This is a genomic window from Streptomyces sp. NPDC048664, from assembly GCF_040650555.1.
Classification (GTDB): domain Bacteria; phylum Actinomycetota; class Actinomycetes; order Streptomycetales; family Streptomycetaceae; genus Streptomyces.
Map to the genome: position 1 here is coordinate 166,886 of NZ_JBEZHK010000001.1, position 17,763 is coordinate 184,648.

At 72.1% G+C, this 17,763-nt stretch carries 19 protein-coding genes; 3 read left to right on the forward strand and 16 right to left on the reverse strand.

The genetic code is table 11. The annotated features are described in order from the left end of the window. Positions 1 to 21: 21 nt before the first annotated feature. Positions 22 to 576 carry a hypothetical protein gene (locus AB0C59_RS00720; RefSeq protein WP_362999961.1) on the forward strand — a complete coding sequence of 185 codons (555 nt, stop codon included), beginning with the start codon at positions 22 to 24 and terminating at the stop codon, positions 574 to 576. 43 nt (positions 577 to 619) lie between these two features. On the opposite strand, the gene AB0C59_RS00725 is transcribed toward AB0C59_RS00720, so the two are convergent. The 8 genes from AB0C59_RS00725 to AB0C59_RS00760 all read right to left on the reverse strand — a co-directional run bounded on the left by AB0C59_RS00725 (position 620) and on the right by AB0C59_RS00760 (position 8,949). Next, positions 620 to 841 (reverse strand): hypothetical protein, encoded by a 222-nt coding sequence (locus tag AB0C59_RS00725; protein WP_362999962.1) that lies wholly within the window; start codon positions 839 to 841, stop codon positions 620 to 622. A 160-nt stretch (positions 842 to 1,001) separates the two neighbouring features. After that, positions 1,002 to 1,532 carry a tRNA (adenosine(37)-N6)-threonylcarbamoyltransferase complex ATPase subunit type 1 TsaE gene (gene tsaE / locus AB0C59_RS00730; RefSeq protein ID WP_362999963.1) on the reverse strand — a complete coding sequence of 177 codons (531 nt, stop codon included), beginning with the start codon at positions 1,530 to 1,532 and terminating at the stop codon, positions 1,002 to 1,004. Next, a complete protein-coding gene (locus tag AB0C59_RS00735) occupies positions 1,501 to 2,730 on the reverse strand; it encodes an alpha/beta hydrolase (RefSeq protein WP_362999964.1) in 1,230 nt (409 codons plus the stop codon). The genes tsaE and AB0C59_RS00735 overlap by 32 nt, the downstream gene beginning before the upstream one ends. 68 nt (positions 2,731 to 2,798) lie before the next feature. After that, complete coding sequence (gene alr, locus AB0C59_RS00740) at positions 2,799 to 3,965, reverse strand: alanine racemase (RefSeq protein WP_362999965.1); 1,167 nt, start codon at positions 3,963 to 3,965, stop codon at positions 2,799 to 2,801. Positions 3,966 to 4,258: 293 nt separating this feature from the next. Then, a complete protein-coding gene (locus AB0C59_RS00745; RefSeq protein ID WP_362999966.1) occupies positions 4,259 to 5,692 on the reverse strand; it encodes an NAD(P)H-hydrate dehydratase in 1,434 nt (477 codons plus the stop codon). 22 nt (positions 5,693 to 5,714) lie between these two features. Beyond that, positions 5,715 to 6,086: a holo-ACP synthase gene (locus AB0C59_RS00750; protein WP_362999967.1), complete on the reverse strand. Its 372-nt coding sequence runs from the start codon at positions 6,084 to 6,086 to the stop codon at positions 5,715 to 5,717. Between the two features lie 74 nt (positions 6,087 to 6,160). Further along, a complete protein-coding gene (gene glmS, locus AB0C59_RS00755) occupies positions 6,161 to 8,008 on the reverse strand; it encodes a glutamine--fructose-6-phosphate transaminase (isomerizing) (protein WP_362999968.1) in 1,848 nt (615 codons plus the stop codon). A gap of 86 nt (positions 8,009 to 8,094) precedes the next feature. Then, positions 8,095 to 8,949, reverse strand: coding sequence for a hypothetical protein (locus AB0C59_RS00760; protein ID WP_362999969.1), 855 nt, complete (start codon positions 8,947 to 8,949; stop codon positions 8,095 to 8,097). 211 nt (positions 8,950 to 9,160) lie between these two features. Here AB0C59_RS00760 and coaA point away from each other — a divergent pair, with 211 nt between their 5' ends. Further along, complete coding sequence (coaA, locus tag AB0C59_RS00765; protein ID WP_363000145.1) at positions 9,161 to 10,129, forward strand: type I pantothenate kinase; 969 nt, start codon at positions 9,161 to 9,163, stop codon at positions 10,127 to 10,129. Between the two features lie 63 nt (positions 10,130 to 10,192). Here coaA and glmM read toward each other — a convergent pair whose 3' ends face one another. The 3 genes from glmM to rplM form a co-directional block, all read right to left on the reverse strand. Further along, positions 10,193 to 11,551, reverse strand: coding sequence for a phosphoglucosamine mutase (gene glmM / locus AB0C59_RS00770; RefSeq protein WP_362999970.1), 1,359 nt, complete (start codon positions 11,549 to 11,551; stop codon positions 10,193 to 10,195). A 267-nt stretch (positions 11,552 to 11,818) separates the two neighbouring features. Continuing rightward, positions 11,819 to 12,331: a 30S ribosomal protein S9 gene (gene rpsI / locus AB0C59_RS00775; RefSeq protein WP_362999971.1), complete on the reverse strand. Its 513-nt coding sequence runs from the start codon at positions 12,329 to 12,331 to the stop codon at positions 11,819 to 11,821. 43 nt (positions 12,332 to 12,374) lie between these two features. Then, on the reverse strand, positions 12,375 to 12,818 hold the full coding sequence (rplM, locus tag AB0C59_RS00780) for a 50S ribosomal protein L13 (RefSeq protein ID WP_362999972.1): 444 nt from the start codon (positions 12,816 to 12,818) through the stop codon (positions 12,375 to 12,377). A 402-nt stretch (positions 12,819 to 13,220) separates the two neighbouring features. On the opposite strand from rplM, the gene AB0C59_RS00785 reads away from it, so the two are divergent. Further along, complete coding sequence (locus AB0C59_RS00785; RefSeq protein WP_362999973.1) at positions 13,221 to 14,093, forward strand: hypothetical protein; 873 nt, start codon at positions 13,221 to 13,223, stop codon at positions 14,091 to 14,093. A gap of 42 nt (positions 14,094 to 14,135) precedes the next feature. Here the strand turns inward: AB0C59_RS00785 and truA are convergent, their stop codons facing one another. From truA to rpsM, 5 genes are all read right to left on the reverse strand, one after another. Beyond that, complete coding sequence (gene truA, locus AB0C59_RS00790) at positions 14,136 to 14,990, reverse strand: tRNA pseudouridine(38-40) synthase TruA (protein ID WP_362999974.1); 855 nt, start codon at positions 14,988 to 14,990, stop codon at positions 14,136 to 14,138. 75 nt (positions 14,991 to 15,065) lie between these two features. Further along, positions 15,066 to 15,563 (reverse strand): 50S ribosomal protein L17, encoded by a 498-nt coding sequence (gene rplQ, locus AB0C59_RS00795; protein WP_362999975.1) that lies wholly within the window; start codon positions 15,561 to 15,563, stop codon positions 15,066 to 15,068. 161 nt (positions 15,564 to 15,724) lie between these two features. Further along, positions 15,725 to 16,747, reverse strand: coding sequence for a DNA-directed RNA polymerase subunit alpha (locus tag AB0C59_RS00800; RefSeq protein ID WP_003966937.1), 1,023 nt, complete (start codon positions 16,745 to 16,747; stop codon positions 15,725 to 15,727). Between the two features lie 150 nt (positions 16,748 to 16,897). After that, positions 16,898 to 17,302 carry a 30S ribosomal protein S11 gene (gene rpsK, locus AB0C59_RS00805; protein WP_003956432.1) on the reverse strand — a complete coding sequence of 135 codons (405 nt, stop codon included), beginning with the start codon at positions 17,300 to 17,302 and terminating at the stop codon, positions 16,898 to 16,900. A 65-nt stretch (positions 17,303 to 17,367) separates the two neighbouring features. Next, positions 17,368 to 17,748, reverse strand: coding sequence for a 30S ribosomal protein S13 (gene rpsM / locus AB0C59_RS00810; RefSeq protein ID WP_362312182.1), 381 nt, complete (start codon positions 17,746 to 17,748; stop codon positions 17,368 to 17,370). Positions 17,749 to 17,763 lie beyond the last annotated feature (15 nt).

The following is a 17,763-nucleotide window of genomic DNA, read 5'->3' on the forward strand; positions in this document are numbered from 1 at the left end:
ACGGCGGAGAGGTGGGCACAGGTGGCAAGGGGCAGCTCGGGATTCGTGGCCGGGCTCACCGCGGCGGCGATCGCCGTCGTCGGGTTCCTCGCCTACCAGGCGTCGGCGCACGTGCCGGACTCGCTGGGCAGGCCCCGGACGAAGGAGTCGCCCAAGGCCCAGGCCCCCAAGCCGTCGCGGGGCAGGCAGGCGACGACCGCCGCCCTGCCGGCCGGCTCCGGCACCGGGGAGCGGGTCGTGTACGCGCTCGGCGACGACCGGGTCTGGCTGGTCGGCGCGGACGGAAAGGTCCAGCGCACCTTCAAGGTCACGCCGGGGACGGTGGACCCGCTGTCGGGCACCTACAACGTGACCTCCCGTACGGCGACCGGTACCGGCTCGGACGGCACGCGGGTCGAGCACATCGTGCGGTTCGCGTCCCACGGGGGCGTGGTGATCGGCTTCAGCGCGGCGGCCGACGGTTCGATGTCCAAGCCGGACGCGGGGAAGAAGCTGGGCGGCATCCGCGAGTCACGCGCGGACGGCACGGCCGTGTGGGAGTTCGCCACGGCCGGCCGGAAGGTCGTCGTGAAGTAGCGAGGCCGAGCGGCGCCGGCGCGGGTCGGCCCCCACGCGGGCCCTACGCGGCCCTGGGGTGCTCCTCGGCGATGTGCGCCGTCCTGGAGGGCTGGGCGGCCTGCGCCGCTGTCGTCGCCCGCACCTCGGGCACGGGGTCCCTCGGCGGGGTGGAGACCGCCTTGGCCGCGGCGCACGACGCCAGCAGGTCCCGCATCGACACCCCGGCCGACGCCGTCCCGGCACCCGCGCGCGGCGGTGTCTGGTCTCGTCCCGGAACCGGCATGGACGCCTCCTGAAGTGGCGGGGCGACGTGGTTAGGTAGACCTAACCACGCACTCGTGTCCATGTGACCATGCCCGGCGCCCAAGGCGCAACACCTTGCCGACGAGTTGTCGGAACGCGGCCGGGGAGCGCCTGCGGCGCCGCACCGGGCGCCGCGGCCCTCACGCCGCGAGCACGCCCAGATCCACCGCGGCCCAGCGCCGGCCGAGCCCGGCGACCGTGATGTGCCGCACCTCGTCCGTGGTGTCGCCCACCGCGCGGTGGATGACCACGTGCAGCCGGTCGTCCGTGAGGTCCTCCACCTTGCCCTCGCCCCACTCCACGACGATCACGGACTCGGGCAGCGAGACGTCGAGGTCCAGGTCCTCCATCTCGTCCAGGCCCCCGCCCAGGCGGTACGCGTCCACGTGGACCAGGGGCGGGCCGTCCCCGAGGGACGGGTGCACGCGGGCGATCACGAACGTCGGGGAGGTGACCGCGCCCCGCACGCCGAGGCCCTCGCCGAGCCCGCGGGTCAGGGTGGTCTTGCCGGCGCCCAGCTCGCCGTTCAGCATCACGAGGTCCCCGGCGCGCAGCAGCTCGGCCAGCCGGCGGCCCAGCTCCCGCATCTGTTCGGGGGAGGTGACGGTGAACTCGGTGGTGACGCCCGACGCGGGGGCCTCAGCCGGGCTGTGCGGTGCTGCTGCTTCCATAACCACCCACGGTAGCCCCTGCCGGGACCGCGCCCGAGCGCATGAGGAGGTCGGCGAGGCGGTCCGTCACGGCCTCCGGGTGCTCCAGCATCACCAGGTGCCCGGCGTCGGGCACGAGCACCAGCTCCGCGTCCGGCAGCAGATCGGCGATGGCCTCGCTGTGCTCGCTGGGGGTCACCAGATCCCGGGTGCCCGCGAGGACGAGCACGGAAAGCTCCGCGAAACGGGCCAGCGCCGTGGTCTTGTCGTGCTCGGTGAACGCGGGATAGAACTCGGCGACCACGTCGATCGGTGTGCCCTCGATCATCCGTTCCGCGAACCGGGCCACGGCCGGGTCGACGTCCCGGGAGCCGAACGAATACCGCTTGATGATGCCCGCGAACAGGTCGGCGGTGGCCCTGCGGCCGCGCTCCACCAGCTCCGCCTGCTGGCCCAGCGCCTTCAGCACACCGGGCAGGACGCGCCGTACGGCGTTGACGCCCGCCACCGGCAGTCCGAAGTTGACCTCTCCCAGCCGCCCGGCCGACGTGCCGACCAGCGCCACACCGGCGACCCGGTCGCGTATCAGCTCCGGGTACTGGTCGGCGAGGGCCATGACCGTCATGCCGCCCATGGAGTGGCCCACGAGCACGACGGGCCCCTCGGGGGCGGCCGCGTCGATGACGGCCTTCAGGTCGCGCCCGAGCTGGTCGATGGAGACGGCGGTGCCCTCGGCCTGGGCGAACCCCCGCCCGGAGCGGCCGTGGCTGCGCTGGTCCCAGTGCACGGTCCGCACGACACCGCGCAGCGCGGCCCGCTGGAAGTGCCAGGAGTCCTGGTTGAGGCAGTAGCCGTGACTGAAGACGACGGTCACGGGGGTGGGGGCCTTGCGGCCGAAGAGCCGCCGCCGGCGGGGCGCGGTGCCGCTCTCCGGCTCGACGTCGTCCACCTCGTAGTACAGCTCGGTGCCGTCGTCCGCGTACGCCTTGCCGGGGGTGCCGCGCAGCGAGCCGTAGGGGCCCGTCGAGTCGAGGGCGAGCCGGGCCTTGCGGCGCATGCCGCGGCCGACGGTCAGCCTCTCTATCGCGACCCCGGCGGCGGCTCCTGCCGCGACCACGCCGATCGCGGCCCCGGCGATACCGGCGATGCGCCCGATCCCGGCGGCGGAGGCGGCCGCGCCCGCGACGGCCTCCGCGGCCTCGGCGCCGTTCTCGCTCACGTCCCGTTCCCTCCCTGCCGACGGCTTCTCTCGTACAGCCGTAGGCTGCCCAGACTCACCCGTGTGGGTTACACGTCGTGGTGTTCGTCTTCCACATTCATATAGACGCGGGGAACGCGGGTGCCGATCCGGGTCACGATTTCGTAAGCGATGGTGCCGGCCGCCTGGGCCCAGTCCTCCGCGGTGGGCTCACCGTGGTCGCCCGGACCGAAGAGAACGGCCTCCGTGCCGGGCGGGGGCTCGTCGCCGCCGAGGTCCACCACGAACTGGTCCATGGCGATGCGTCCGGCGACCGTGCGCAGCTTGCCGTCGACGAGGACCGGTCCGGTGCCGGAGGCGTGGCGCGGGATGCCGTCCGCGTAGCCGACGGGGACCAGGCCCAGGGTCGTGCTGCCGGGGGTGGTGTAGAGGTGGCCGTAGCTGACGCCGTGGCCGCCGGGGACCCGCTTCACCAGGGCCAGCGAGGCCTTCAGCGACATCACCGGGCGCAGGCCCAGGTCGGCCGAGGTGCCGAGTTCGGGGCTCGGGGAGACGCCGTAGACCGCGATGCCCGTGCGGACCAGGTCGAAGTGGGCCTCGGGAAGGGTGAGCGTGGCCGGCGAGTTGGCGATGTGGCGGACCTCGGGCCGGACGCCCTGCTCCTCGGCGTGCGCCACCATCTCGCGGAAGCAGTCGAGTTGGGAGCGGATGGAGGGGTGACCGGGTTCGTCGGCGCAGGCGAGGTGCGACCACAGGCCGACGACGGTGACCAGGCCCGCCGCCTGGGCCCGCAGGGACTCGGCGACGAGTTCCGGCCAGTCGGCGGGCTGGCAGCCGTTGCGGCCGAGGCCGGTGTCGGCCTTGAGGTGCACCCGGGCGGGCGTGCCCGCGGCGCGTGCCGCGTCGCACACCTCGCGCAGGGCCCACATGCCGCTCACGGAGACGTCCACGTCCGCCTCGACGGCCTGGCGCCAGGGGCCGCCGGGGGTCCAGAGCCAGCACAGCACGCGCCCCGACAGGCCCGCCGCGCGCAGGGCGAGCGCCTCCTCGGGGGTGGCCGTGCCGAGCCACTCGGCTCCCGCCGCCTGCGCGGCGCGGGCGCAGGGCACCGCGCCGTGGCCGTACGCGTCCGACTTCACCACGGCCATCAGAGCGGCACCGGGTGCGAGGGCGCGCAGGGCGCGGACGTTCGCCCGCAGGGCCGCGAGGTCGATCTCGGCGCGGGCGCGGAGGGGTGCTGTCTCAGAACTGGTCATCGCGGCTTAGTGTCTCATCGGGGGTGGGGGGCGGTGCCGGGGCCACGGGGGTGGGTGAGTGGTGGCGGCGGCGGGGGCTGGGGGTGCGTGGTCGTGTGCGGGTAGGTCGTGGCTGGTCGCGCCGTTCCCCGCGCCCCTGACGGGGGGTGGCGGTGCGAGTTCGTGTGCCGGTGCGTCGTGGTTGCTCGCGCCGTTCCCCGCGCCCCTGACGGGGGGTGGCGGTGCGAGTTCGTGTGCGGGTACGTCGTGGTTGCTCGCGCCGTTCCCCGCGCCCCTGACGGGGGCGGTTCGGGTCAGTCTCGGGTGTTGCGCCAGGCTTCCGGGAGGGCGGCGGCCACGTCGTGGGCGCCGGTCGGGGCGCCGTTCGACGCGTAGCGGCCGGCGAGGCCATGCAGGTACGCGGCCACGCTGCCCGCGTCGCGCGCCGCGAGGCCCGCCGCGAGGAGCGAACCGGACAGTCCCGACAGCACGTCCCCGCTGCCCGCCGTCGCGAGCCAGGGCGTTCCGGTGGAGTTCACCCGCACCGGGCCGCCGCCGGGGTCCGCGACCAGCGTGGTGGAGCCCTTGAGGAGCACGGTCGCCCCATAGCGCGCCGCGAGTTCCCGTACCGACGTCAGCCGGGCGGCCTCCACCTCCTCGCGCGCCACCCCGAGCAGGGCCGCGGCCTCGCCCGCGTGCGGGGTCATCAGCGTCGGGGCGACCCGGCCGCGCACCGCGTCCCGCTCGGCGAGCCGCAGCCCGTCGGCGTCCAGGAGCACCGGCACGTCCGCCTCCAGCACCTGGGCCACGGTCGCCGCGTCGTCCCCGGCGCCCGGACCCACCACCCACGCCTGCACCCGGCCGGCCTGCGCGGGGCCGCGGTCGGTGACGAGGGCCTCCGGGAAGCGGGCGATCACGGCGCTCGCCGCGGGCCCCACGTACCGCACGGCCCCGGCGCCGCCCCGCAGCGCCCCGGCCACCGCGAGCACGGCCGCGCCGGGGTAGCGGGCGGAGCCGGCGGCGATGCCGACCACTCCCCGGCGGTACTTGTCGCTCTCGGCCGACGGCAGCGGCAGCAGCGCGGCCACATCGGTGTGCTGGAGCGCCTCCAGCTCGGGCTCGTCGGGCAGTTCGAGCCCGATGTCGACGCACCGCACGGATCCGGCGTACTCGCGCGCCGGGTCGATCAGCAGGGCCGGCTTGTGCGTCCCGAAGGTCACCGTGAGGTCGGCCCGTACGGCCGCGCCGCGCACCTCGCCGGTGTCGGCGTCGACGCCGCTGGGCAGATCGACGGCGACGACGGCCGCGCGCGACCGGTCCGCGAGTCCGGCCAGCCGCGCGGCGTCCGGGCGCAGACCGCCCCTGCCGCCGATACCGACGATCCCGTCGACCACGAGGTCGCAGCCGTGGATGAGCGCGTCGGCGGGGGCGCCGGGGGGCACGGCACGACCGCCCGCCGCGCGCAGGGCCGCGAGGCCCCCCTCGTGGGTGCGTTCGGGCGAGAGCAGCACCGCCGTGACTCCCGCCCCGCGCCGGGCCAGCCGTGCTCCGGCGTACAGGGCGTCACCACCGTTGTCGCCGCTGCCGACCAGCAGCACGACCCGGCTGCCGTACACCCGGCCGAGCAGGTCCGCACAGGCCGCCGCCAGTCCGGAGGCGGCGCGCCGCATCAACGCGCCGTCCACGAGCCGTGCCATGAGCGCACCCTCGGCCGCCCTCACCGTCTCCACGCTGTACGCAGTACGCATACCGCCGAGTCTCCCCCACCCGCTAGCCCTCCGCGACGACCACCGCCGAGGCGACCCCCGCGTCATGGCTGAGCGACACGTGCCAGGACCGCACACCCAGTTCGTGGGCGCGGACGGCGACCGTGCCCGTCGTGCGCAGCTTCGGCTGCCCGCTGTCCTCGACGTAGATCTCGGCGTCGGTCCAGCGCAGTCCGGGCGGCGCGCCCAGCGCCTTGGCCAACGCCTCCTTCGCCGCGAACCGCGCGGCCAGCGAGGCGATGCCGCGCCGCTCGCCGCTCGGCAGCAGCAGCTCCCGCTCCAGGAAGAGCCGCTCGGCCAGCCCGGGCGTACGGTCCAGGGACGCCCGGAACCGGTCGATCTCGGCCACGTCGATGCCCACTCCGATGATGCTCATCACGGCACTTTACGACCCGTCAGGCGGCGGACTTCATCCGCCTCGAAGGACCGACGGCCCGAAGGCCGGCCGGCTCACTCCACCGTCACCGACTTCGCCAGGTTCCGGGGCTGGTCCACCTCGTTGCCCCGTGCCGTGGCCAGTTCGCAGGCGAACACCTGGAGGGGCACGGTCGCCACCAGCGGCTGGAGCAGGGTCGGGGTCGCCGGGATGCGGATCAGGTGGTCGGCGTACGGGGCCACCGCCTCGTCGCCCTCCTCCGCGATGACGATCGTGCGCGCGCCTCGCGCCCGGATCTCCTGGATGTTGGAGACGACCTTGTCGTGCAGGACCGAGCGGCCGCGCGGCGACGGCACGACCACCACGACCGGCACGTCCTGTTCGATCAGCGCGATCGGCCCGTGCTTCAGCTCGCCCGCCGCGAAGCCCTCGGCGTGCATGTACGCCAGCTCCTTCAGCTTGAGCGCGCCCTCCAGCGCCACCGGATAGCCGACGTGCCGCCCCAGGAAGAGCACGGTGTCCTTGTCGGCGAGCGAGCGCGCCAGTTCGCGGACCGGCTCCATGGTCTCCAGCACCCGCTCCACCTCGCGGGAGATCTGCGACAGGTCGCGGATGACCACGTCGATCTCGTCGCCCCAGGTGGAGCCGCGCGCCTGGCCCAGGTAGAGGGCCACCAGATAGCAGGCGACGAGCTGGGTCAGGAACGCCTTGGTCGAGGCGACCGCCACCTCCGGACCCGCGTGCGTGTACAGCACGGCGTCCGACTCGCGCGGGATGGTGGAGCCGTTGGTGTTGCAGATGGCCAGCACCTTGGAGCCCTGTTCGCGGGCGTGCCGCAACGCCATCAGCGTGTCCATGGTCTCGCCGGACTGGGAGATGGCGATGACCAGCGTGCGCGGGTCGAGGATCGGGTCCCGGTAGCGGAACTCGCTGGCCAGTTCGACCTCGCACGGGATCCGTGTCCAGTGCTCGATGGCGTACTTGGCGATCATCCCGGCGTGGAACGCGGTGCCGCACGCCACGACCACGATCTTGTCGATCTCCCGCAGTTCGGCCGCCGGGATCCGCACCTCGTCCAGGTGCAGCGAGCCGTTCGCGTCGATCCGGCCCAGCAGTGTGTCGGCGACCGCCTTGGGCTGCTCGGCGATCTCCTTGAGCATGAAGTAGTCGTAGCCGCCCTTCTCGGCGGCCGAGGCGTCCCAGTCGATGTGGAACGAGCGGACGTCGGCGGGCTGTCCGTCGAACCCGGTGACCGTCACCCCGCCCCGGCGCAGCTCCACCACCTGGTCCTGGCCCAGCTCGATCGCCGAGCGGGTGTGCGCGATGAACGCCGCCACGTCCGAGGCGAGGAACGTCTCGCCCTCGCCGACACCGACCACGAGCGGCGAGTTGCGCCGCGCGCCCACGACCACGTCCGGTTCGTCGGCGTGCACCGCGACCAGCGTGAAGGCGCCCTCCAGCCGCCGGCACACCCGCCGCATCGCCGCCGCGAGGTCCGCGTCCTGGGAGTGCTCCTCGGCCAGCAGGTGCGCCACGACCTCGGTGTCCGTCTCGGAGGACAGCGCGTGGCCGCGCTCCTCCAGTTCGGCCCGCAGCAGCGCGAAGTTCTCGATGATCCCGTTGTGGACGACGGCGACACGTCCCGCGTTGTCCAGGTGCGGGTGCGCGTTGGCGTCGGTCGGGCCGCCGTGTGTGGCCCAACGGGTGTGCCCGATGCCCGTGGTGCCGGACGGCAGGGGCCGATCGGCCAGCTCCTTCTCCAGGTTGACCAGCTTCCCGGCCTTCTTCGCCGCGGCCAGTCCGCCGTCGGCGAGCACGGCGACTCCCGCGGAGTCGTAACCCCGGTACTCCAGCCGCTTCAGTCCGGCCACGACGACGTCGAGTGCCGACTGGGGCCCCACATAACCCACGATTCCACACATGATTCGCAGCCTACGGTCCGTTCGGCGTCCGAACCTCCCGCAGCGTGCCCGAAATCGGAAATAATCGAGCTGTTTCTCGACCTCGTCTAGCCGATCCACTTCAGCGTGAGGCGGCCGCCCTTGTCCCACGCGACGATCGCGCTGCTCCCGGAGCGGGTCAGGGTCGCGGCCTTGACGTCGCCGCCCTTGTCGCTGCCCATGGGCTTGAGCGCGATGCGGAACGCCCCGTCGCCGCGGTCCCGGCCCAGGCCGATGAGGATGCCGTCGCCGCCAGGATCGATGAGGTTGACCGAGTAGTCGCCCTTGGCCTTGCCCGAGGTGTACTTGCTGCCGACGGTGAGGGTCCTGCCGCCGGAGTCCTGCCACTGCCCCGTGAACCCCTTCGCGGGCGCCGGCTCCCCGGGCCCGTTCGAGGGTCCGTCCGTCGGGTCGTCCGTGAACCCGCCGGACGGACTCCCGCTCGGCCCGCTCGGCCCGGACGACCGCGACGCGCTCACCGATGCCGACGGGCTCCTGTCGGCCACCGGCTTGTCCGGGTCCGCGCCCCCTCGCGTCGCGAGGTACACCCCGCCGCCGACGAGCACCACGGCCGCGACGACGCAGCCGGCGATGACGGCGAGACGCCGCTTCCCGGCGCCACCGCCCCCGGGAGGCGGCGGGTGGGGCGCCGCGAACTGCGGTGGGCCGTAGGGCGGCGGGCCGTACGAGGACCCGCCGGGCGGGCCGTACGGCGGCTGCGGCGGGTACGGGGGCCGGCCACCGTACGAGCCGGGGCCCGCCGGGGCGGCCGGCGTCGCATAGGGGTTGGGCTGTCCCGCTGCCGGGCCCGGCGCCGACGGTGTCGCGTACGGCCCCGCGGCGGCGCCCGCGTCCCCCGGTGACTGCTGGGGCGCTCCGTGGCCTTGACCACCCTGCTCAGGCTGCCCGGACGGGTATGTCATGGGTGGGATCTCCTTGTCGGGTCCGGAGCAGGTGGCATCGCCCGGCCCCCGCCCCGCCGCAAGGAATCACACGGAGTCACTTCGCCGCAAGGACAATTCCGGCCCCCGCGGGGCTCCCCGCCCGCCCGTCGCCGGGGCACGTGACGGACCCCACCCCGCCATCCCGTTCAAACTCCGTTAACAATGGACTGTGATCTCTCCGGTCTCCTCGATGCCCCGGAGCGCCCACCGGCCCAGGCCGGAGGCGACTCCCTACGTCGACCTCACCCGCACCCAGTGGAGCGCGCTGCGCGACAAGACGCCGCTGCCGCTGACCGCCGAGGAGGTCGAGAAGCTGCGCGGCCTGGGCGACGTCATCGACCTCGACGAGGTACGGGACATCTACCTGCCGCTGTCCCGGCTGCTGAACCTGTACGTGGGCGCGGCCGACGGCCTGCGAGGCGCCCTGAACACCTTCCTCGGCGAGCGGGGCTCCCAGTCCGGGACCCCGTTCGTCATCGGGGTGGCGGGTTCCGTGGCGGTCGGCAAGTCGACCGTGGCCCGGCTTCTGCAGGCCCTGCTGTCCCGATGGCCCGAGCATCCGCGCGTCGAACTGGTCACCACCGACGGGTTCCTGATGCCGACCAAGGAGCTGCGGGCCCGGGGGCTGATGTCCCGCAAGGGTTTCCCGGAGTCGTACGACCGCCGCGCCCTGACCCGGTTCGTCGCCGACATCAAGGCCGGCAAGGACGAGGTGACGGCGCCGGTCTACTCGCACCTCATCTACGACATCGTCCCCGGTCAGAAGCTGACGGTCCGCCGCCCCGACATCCTGATCGTCGAGGGCCTGAACGTGCTCCAGCCCGCCATGCCGGGCAAGGACGGACGCACCCGCGTCGGGCTCGCGGACTACTTCGACTTCAGCGTGTACGTCGACGCCCGCGCCGAGGACATCGAGACCTGGTACCTCAAGCGCTTCCGGAAGCTGCGTCAGACCGCCTTCCAGGACCCGTCGTCGTACTTCCGCAAGTACACGCAGGTCTCGGAGGACGAGGCCCTCGACTACGCCCGCACGATGTGGCGCACCATCAACAAGCCGAACCTGGTGGAGAACATAGCCCCCACCCGGGGCCGCGCCACCCTGGTCCTGCGCAAGGGCCCGGACCACAAGGTCCAGCGCCTGAGCCTGCGCAAGCTCTAGCCCTCCACGGGGCGCGGGGCGCGGGGAACCGCTGGGCGGGCTCCCCACGCTCCCGCGCGGCGCTCAGCCCAGCGCCGACTTCACCGCGTCGGCCAGCCGCCCCGCCACCGACCGCGCCTGGTCGATGTCGGCGGCCTCCACCATGACCCGCACCAGCGGCTCGGTGCCCGAGGGACGCAGCAGCACCCGCCCGGTGGCACCCAGCTCGCGCTCCGCCTCCGTCACCGCGCTGGCCAGGTCCGCCGACGTGCCGACCCGGGACTTGTCGACGTCGGGCACGTTGACGAGGACCTGCGGCAGCCGCTCCATCACGGAGGCGAGGTCCTTCAGCGGCCGGCCGGTCTCGGCGATCCGCGCGGCCAGCATGAGACCGGTCAGCGTGCCGTCACCGGTGGTGGCGTGGTCCAGGATGATGACGTGCCCGGACTGCTCGCCGCCGAGCGCGTAGCCCTTCGCCTTCATCTCCTCCAGCACGTACCGGTCGCCCACCCCGGTCTGCACGAACCCGATGCCCTCGCGCTCCATGGCGAGCTTGAAGCCCAGGTTGGACATGACGGTGGCGACAACGGTGTCCTCGCGCAGGACGGAACGTTCCCGCATGGCGAGCGCCAGCACGGCGAGGATCTGGTCCCCGTCCACCTCCTCGCCGGTGTGGTCCACGGCGAGGCAGCGGTCCGCGTCACCGTCGTGCGCGATACCGAGGTCGGCGCCGTGCTCCACGACGGCGGCCTTCAGCTTGTCCAGGTGGGTGGAACCGCAGCCGTCGTTGATGTTGAGCCCGTCCGGCTCCGCGCCGATCGTGATGATCTCGGCGCCCGCGCGCGCGAAGGCCTCCGGGGAGACCCGGGCGGCGGCGCCGTGCGCCTCGTCCAGGACGACCTTGAGCCCGTCGATGCGGTGCGGCAGGACCCCGAGCAGATGCGCGACGTACTGGTCGAAGCCCGCGTCGTAGTCCGTCACCCGGCCGACCCCGGCCCCGGTGGGCCGGTCCCAGGGCGCGCCCGTACGGTGCTCCTCGTACACGCCCTCGATCCGGTCCTCCAGATCGTCGGCGAGCTTGTGGCCGCCGCGGGCGAAGAACTTGACCCCGTTGTCGGGCATGGCGTTGTGGCTCGCGGAGAGCATCACACCGAGGTCGGCACCGAGCGCGCCCGTCAGGTACGCGACGGCCGGCGTGGGCAGCACCCCGACACGGAGCACGTCGACGCCCGCGCTGGCGAGACCGGCGACCACGGCGGCCTCCAGGAACTCTCCGGACGCCCGCGGATCACGCCCGACCACCGCCTTCGGCTTGTGGCCTTCGAACGTGCCCGCTTCGGCGAGCACGTGCGCCGCCGCGACCGACAGACCGAGTGCCATCTCGGCCGTCAGATCCGCGTTGGCGACACCGCGCACGCCGTCCGTGCCGAAGAGTCGTCCCACTGGTGTCCTCCGAACTTGCTGCGTTTGTGCGGCCTCATGCCGAGTGTCCAGACACGAGGGGCGTCCGTACATCCCCTTGGCCCTGTCTTCTGGCATATCCCCCGCGGCCGTCCCGACAGTGTCGGGATTGCTCCATAAGCCTGTGATTAAGTCCCCGATAAGCGATCGGGCCCGGTAAACGAACCGCCCCGGCGGCACTGAGCGTGCTGCCGGGGCGATGCGCGTGTCGCCCGGACCGTGAAGGCCCGGGGCGACCAGCGGGCGCGATTAGCGCTTGCTGTACTGCGGAGCCTTACGGGCCTTCTTCAGACCGGCCTTCTTGCGCTCGACCGCACGGTCGTCGCGGCGCAGGAAGCCCGCCTTCTTCAGCGCGCCGCGGTTGTTGTCGACGTCCGCCTCGTTCAGCGCACGGGCGACACCCAGACGGAGCGCACCGGCCTGACCGGAGACACCGCCACCCGCGATGCGGGCGATGACGTCGTAGCGGCCCTCGAGCTCGAGCACCTTGAAGGGCTCGTTGACTTCCTGCTGGTGCACCTTGTTGGGGAAGTAGTCCTCAAGGGTGCGACCGTTGATCTTCCACTTGCCGGTGCCCGGGACGATCCGGACGCGGGCGATGGCGTTCTTGCGGCGGCCCAGGCCGGCGGCCGGCTGGGGCTCACCGAAGTGCGAGGCCATGGACTCGGAGGTGTACTCACCCTCGAGCGGCACCTCGGACTCGGTGGTGTAGCTGTCGATGTCGATCTCTTCGAGCGGCTGCTCGGCAGTGGTCTCGGCCACGATTCTCCTCAGATTCTCTTCGGCTTCAGGGGGTGGCGCGGAGTTACTGCGCGACCTGGGTGATCTCGAACGGCACCGGCTGCTGGGCAGCGTGCGGGTGCTGGTCACCCTTGTAGACCTTCAGCTTCGAGAGCATCTGACGGCCGAGGGAGTTCTTGGGGAGCATGCCCCGGACGGCCTTCTCGACGGCCTTCTCCGGGTTGTTCGCCAGCAGGTCGTCGTAGCGGACGGAGCGCAGACCACCCGGGTAGCCGGAGTGGCGGTACGCCATCTTCTGGGTCCGCTTGTTACCGGACAGGTGGACCTTGTCCGCGTTGATGATGATGACGAAGTCACCGGTGTCAACGTGGGGCGCGTAGATCGGCTTGTGCTTGCCGCGCAGGATGGAGGCGGCAGTGGTGGCCAGACGTCCCAGGACAACGTCCTGGGCGTCGATGACGTGCCACTGGCGCGTCACATCGCCGGGCTTGGGGCTGTACGTACGCACGGTTCGTAGCCTTCGCTTCTTCAGTGAGGATCCTGACAAGGTCACCGAAGACGATCACGACAGCCAAGACCGCACCGCGGTGACGCATACCGCGTGCTGGTCGCTGGTCATCGGCCCGGCGGACCGGTGTAAGGGCCTCCCACGTGAGAATGAGCAAGCCAATACACACAACGAACGGTCAGAATACCGGGGCCACGCACACGGGTCAAAACGGCGGCCGCCATCGGCCCGGCGCCCCTCCCCCCTCGATCCGCGTCCCGACCCGCGCCGGCGGCGATATGCCGGGGCTGGGAGGCAAAAGGCGGGATGATCCCACCACTCGCGGTGTCGTCCCGCATCGTCTGCGCAACGGTCCCCTCGGCCGGGGCCGACCCCCCTCACGACACGTCTAAGATGCGCCGCATGAGCTATGGGCAGGGGGAGCCCCCGTGGGATCCCTGGAAACCGACTTCCCAGCAGTCGCAGCGCACCGGCCGCGGCGGCACACCTGACTGGGCGGCCCTCGCCGAAGCCTCCGAGGCCCGCACGAAGCGCCGCCGGCTGCTGCTGATCCTCGGCGGCGCCCTGGCCACGGTCGCCGTGGGCACGGCCGTGGCCGTCGGGGTCGTCTCCGCGGGCGGCGACGGCCGCGCCTCTAACCAGCCGGCCAGCGCGCTGCCCAGTACCGCGAACATCCCGAGCGAGAGCGCCGCGGCCGCCCCGTCGTTCGCCCCGACCTCCGCCCCTCCCCCGCTGGACCCGATGGACTTCATCTCCAGCGCGACGAAGGACAAGGCGCCGATCAGCGCGGACACGCTGTTCCCCGGCACCCAGCTGACGGTGGGCGCGAACGTCTACAAGAAGGGCCCCACGGCGGACACCACCAAGTGCGGGACCGCCGCGCAGGGCACCCTGCCCGCCGTGCTCGACAAGAACGGCTGCACCCGGATGATCCGCGCCACCTACACCAGGGACGGCGTCGCGGTCACCGTCGGAGTGGCCCTCTTCGACACGACGGCCAAGGCGACGAAGGCGAAGCAGGAGGCGAACGGCAAGAGCATCCTCACCTCGCTGACCGGCTCCGGGGTGCCCACGTTCTGCCGTACGACGATCTGCCGCTCCACCACGAACGCCTACGGCCGCTACGCCTACTTCACGCTCGGCGGCTTCACGAACGGCAAGGACGTCACGGCCAAGGACGCCAAGGTCTTCACGGCCGGCGACGACCTCGCCCAGTTCGCGTTCACCCAGATCCGCCGGCGCGGAGAGGTGCAGGCCTCCGCGGCCTCCGGCTAGCCGCACGAAGGACCCTGCCGGACCCTGCCGGGGCCGGGCGGCTCAGCAGCAGCCCGCCCCCGGCAGGGTCCGCCTGTTGCGGGCCTCCTTGTTCCGCGCCGCGAGCAGGTCGTCGGCGGGGTAGCCCACCTCCTCCAGGGTGAGGCCGTGCGGCCGTACGACATGCACGGCCGAGTCCCGCACCCCCGCCGCCAGCACCTTCCCGGGCCACTCCGGCCCCCGGTGGCCGTCCCCCACGAACAGCAGCGCCCCGATCAGCGACCGCACCATGTTGTGGCAGAACGCGTCCGCGCGCACCCTCGCCGTGATGATCCCGTCCTCGCCCCGCACCAGGCTGAGCTCCTGGAGCGTACGGATCGTGGTCGCCCCCTCACGCCGCTTGCAGTACGCGGCGAAGTCGTGCTCCCCGAGGAGCCGGCGGGCCGCCTCGTTCATGGCCGCCACGTCCAGCGGCCAGTCGTGCCACAGCACGTGGCCGCGCAGCAGCGGATCGACGCCGCCGGGGTTGTCGGTGACCCGGTAGGCGTACCGCCGCCAGACGGCCGAGAAACGGGCGTTGAAGCCGCTGGGAGCCGGGCGCAGCGCCCACACCCGCACGTCCTTGGGAAGGCGGCCCGCGAGCCGCTTCAGCAGCTTCCCGTGGTGCTCGCCCCAGACCTCCTCGGGCAGGTCGACATGGGCCACCTGCCCCCGGGCGTGCACCCCGGCGTCGGTGCGCCCGGCCACGGTCAGCTCATAGGTCCGGGCGGACCGGGTGACCGTCCGCAGCGCGTCCTCGATCTCCGACTGCACGGTCCGCCTGCCGCCGGCCTGTTTGGCCCAGCCGTGGAAACCGGTGCCGTCGTAGGAAAGGTCGAGACGGACGCGGACCTGCCCGGGCTGTACTTCGTCGCTCACGTCACGATCCTCTCAGGTACGCGAAAGCGGGCCCGCCCCGGGAAGGGGCGGGCCCGCTCAGCGCGAGGGTGTGCCTCAGGCGTCCTTGGACTCCGCGGCCTCGTCGGCGGCCGGAGCCGCGTCCTCGACCTTGGTCTCCTCGGCCTTGGCCTCGGACTCCTTGACGGCGCGCTTGGTCGCCGCCTCGGCCTCGCCGACGGCGTTCTGCTGCACCGTCAGAGCCTCGACCAGCTCGATCACGGCCATGGGCGCGTTGTCGCCACGGCGGGGACCGATCTTGGTGATGCGCGTGTAACCGCCGGGGCGGTTCTCGTAGCGCGGGCCGATCTCGGTGAAGAGCGTGTGGACGATGCTCTTGTCCGTGATGGTCTGGAGCACCTGGCGGCGGTTGTGAAGGTCGCCCTTCTTCGCCTTGGTGACCAGACGCTCGGCGTACGGGCGCAGGCGGCGGGCCTTCGCCTCGGTGGTGGTGATACGGCCGTGCTCGAAGAGCGACTTCGCGAGGTTCGCGAGGAGCATCTTCTCGTGCGCGGCGCTGCCACCCATGCGGGCACCCTTGGTGGGCCTCGGCATCGTGTTTCTCCTAGGTGTCTGCCCCGGCCGTGTCAGGTACCGGGGTCAGTATCCGAGCAGGCGGTCGCCTGTCGGAGATCCGGGGCGAGCCCCGGAGGCCCGGGAGCCCCCCGAAGGGAAGCTCCCGGCAGAGCCGTGATCTTCCGGGCGAACCCGGACGATCAGTACTGCTCCGTCTCGACGAACCCGGCGTCCGCGTCGTCGTCGGCGCCGAAGGCGTCGGCGGCGGCGGTCGGGTCGAATCCGGGCGGGCTGTCCTTGAGGGCCAGGCCCATGCCGGCCAGCTTCGCCTTGACCTCGTCGATGGACTTCGCACCGAAGTTGCGGATGTCCAGCAGGTCGGCCTCGGAGCGCGCCACGAGCTCACCCACGGAGTGGATGCCCTCGCGCTTGAGGCAGTTGTAGGAGCGGACCGTGAGCTCCAGCTCCTCGATCGGCAGCGCCAGGTCGGCGGCGAGGGCGGCGTCCGTCGGGGACGGGCCCATGTCGATGCCCTCGGCGTCGATGTTGAGCTCGCGCGCCAGACCGAACAGCTCGACCAGGGTCTTGCCGGCCGACGCCATGGCGTCACGCGGCCGCATGGCCTGCTTGGTCTCGACGTCGACGATCAGCTTGTCGAAGTCGGTGCGCTGCTCGACACGGGTCGCCTCGACCTTGTAGGTGACCTTGAGAACCGGCGAGTAGATCGAGTCGACCGGGATGCGCCCGATCTCCTGGCCCACCTGCTTGTTCTGCACGGCGGAGACGTAGCCGCGACCGCGCTCGACGGTCAGCTCCATCTCCAGCTTGCCCTTGCCGTTGAGCGTGGCGAGGACGAGGTCGGGGTTGTGCACCTCGACACCGGCCGGGGGCGCGATGTCGGCGGCGGTGACCAGACCCGGGCCCTGCTTGCGCAGGTACATCACGACCGGCTCGTCGTGCTCCGAGGAGACGACCAGCTGCTTGATGTTGAGGATCAGGTCGGTGACGTCCTCCTTGACGCCCGGCACGGTGGTGAACTCGTGCAGGACGCCGTCGATGCGGATGCTGGTGACAGCAGCGCCGGGGATCGACGACAGGAGCGTACGGCGGAGGGAGTTGCCGAGGGTGTAGCCGAAGCCCGGCTCCAGCGGCTCGATCACGAACCGGGAGCGGAACTCGTCGACGACCTCTTCGGTCAACGAGGGACGCTGAGCGATCAGCATGTGTGGATCAGATCCTTCAGTCGTGGGCGCCCGCTATTTGACGCCCGACCAAGCCGCACTCTGCGGAGTGCGGATACAGCAAGGGTACGGGCGGTACGACCCCTGCGGGAGCCGTACCGCCCGAAGCCTCCGTCAGCGAAGAGCCGTGCGTCAGACGCGGCGGCGCTTCGGCGGACGGCAGCCGTTGTGCGGGGTCGGGGTGACGTCCTGGATGGAGCCGACCTCGAGGCCCGTGGCCTGCAGCGAGCGGATCGCGGTCTCACGGCCGGAACCCGGGCCCTTGACGAACACGTCGACCTTGCGCATGCCGTGCTCCTGGGCGCGGCGGGCAGCCGACTCGGCGGCCATCTGCGCGGCGAACGGCGTGGACTTCCGGGAGCCCTTGAAGCCGACGTGGCCGGCGGAGGCCCAGGAGATCACGTTGCCGGACGGGTCCGTGATCGAGACGATCGTGTTGTTGAACGTGCTCTTGATGTGCGCGTGGCCGTGAGCGACGTTCTTCTTTTCCTTGCGGCGCACCTTCTTGGCAGCGCCCTGACGTCCCTTGGGGGGCATCTACTAACTCCTACGGGAGGTGGTCGGTCCTACAGCGAAGACCGTGGACAGGTGTCCGCTGCGGACTACTTCTTGCCCGGCTTCTTCTTGCCGGCGATGGCGCGACGCGGGCCCTTGCGGGTACGAGCGTTGGTGCTGGTGCGCTGACCGCGGACGGGCAGACCGCGGCGGTGCCGCAGACCCTGGTAGCAGCCGATCTCGACCTTGCGGCGGATGTCGGCCTGGATCTCGCGACGGAGGTCACCCTCGGTCTTGATGTGGTTGTCGACGTACTCGCGGATCGCGACCAGCTGCTCTTCGGTCAGGTCACGGACGCGGGTGTTCGGGTCGATACCGGTCTCCGCCAGCGTCTGCTGGGAGAGGGTCCGGCCGATGCCGAACACGTAGGTGAGGGCGACCTCCACGCGCTTTTCGCGCGGGATGTCAACACCGGAAACGCGTGCCATTCAATGGCTCCAGTT

What these genes read in the sequence shown, in the direction of transcription:
- tsaE (WP_362999963.1), bottom strand. Translation starts at nt 1,532, where the DNA reads ATGGAAGCAGCAGCACCGCACAGCCCGGCTGAGGCCCCCGCGTCGGGC.
- rpsK (WP_003956432.1), bottom strand. Translation starts at nt 17,302, where the DNA reads ATGCCCCCCAAGGGACGTCAGGGCGCTGCCAAGAAGGTGCGCCGCAAG.
- AB0C59_RS00750 (WP_362999967.1), bottom strand. Translation starts at nt 6,086, where the DNA reads ATGAGCATCATCGGAGTGGGCATCGACGTGGCCGAGATCGACCGGTTC.
- AB0C59_RS00745 (WP_362999966.1), bottom strand. Translation starts at nt 5,692, where the DNA reads ATGCGTACTGCGTACAGCGTGGAGACGGTGAGGGCGGCCGAGGGTGCG.
- AB0C59_RS00785 (WP_362999973.1), top strand. Translation starts at nt 13,221, where the DNA reads ATGAGCTATGGGCAGGGGGAGCCCCCGTGGGATCCCTGGAAACCGACT.
- rpsM (WP_362312182.1), bottom strand. Translation starts at nt 17,748, where the DNA reads ATGGCACGCGTTTCCGGTGTTGACATCCCGCGCGAAAAGCGCGTGGAG.
- AB0C59_RS00760 (WP_362999969.1), bottom strand. Translation starts at nt 8,949, where the DNA reads ATGACATACCCGTCCGGGCAGCCTGAGCAGGGTGGTCAAGGCCACGGA.
- rplQ (WP_362999975.1), bottom strand. Translation starts at nt 15,563, where the DNA reads ATGCCGAGGCCCACCAAGGGTGCCCGCATGGGTGGCAGCGCCGCGCAC.
- coaA (WP_363000145.1), top strand. Translation starts at nt 9,161, where the DNA reads ATGCCCCGGAGCGCCCACCGGCCCAGGCCGGAGGCGACTCCCTACGTC.
- alr (WP_362999965.1), bottom strand. Translation starts at nt 3,965, where the DNA reads ATGACCAGTTCTGAGACAGCACCCCTCCGCGCCCGCGCCGAGATCGAC.
- AB0C59_RS00725 (WP_362999962.1), bottom strand. Translation starts at nt 841, where the DNA reads ATGCCGGTTCCGGGACGAGACCAGACACCGCCGCGCGCGGGTGCCGGG.
- AB0C59_RS00800 (WP_003966937.1), bottom strand. Translation starts at nt 16,747, where the DNA reads ATGCTGATCGCTCAGCGTCCCTCGTTGACCGAAGAGGTCGTCGACGAG.
- glmS (WP_362999968.1), bottom strand. Translation starts at nt 8,008, where the DNA reads ATGTGTGGAATCGTGGGTTATGTGGGGCCCCAGTCGGCACTCGACGTC.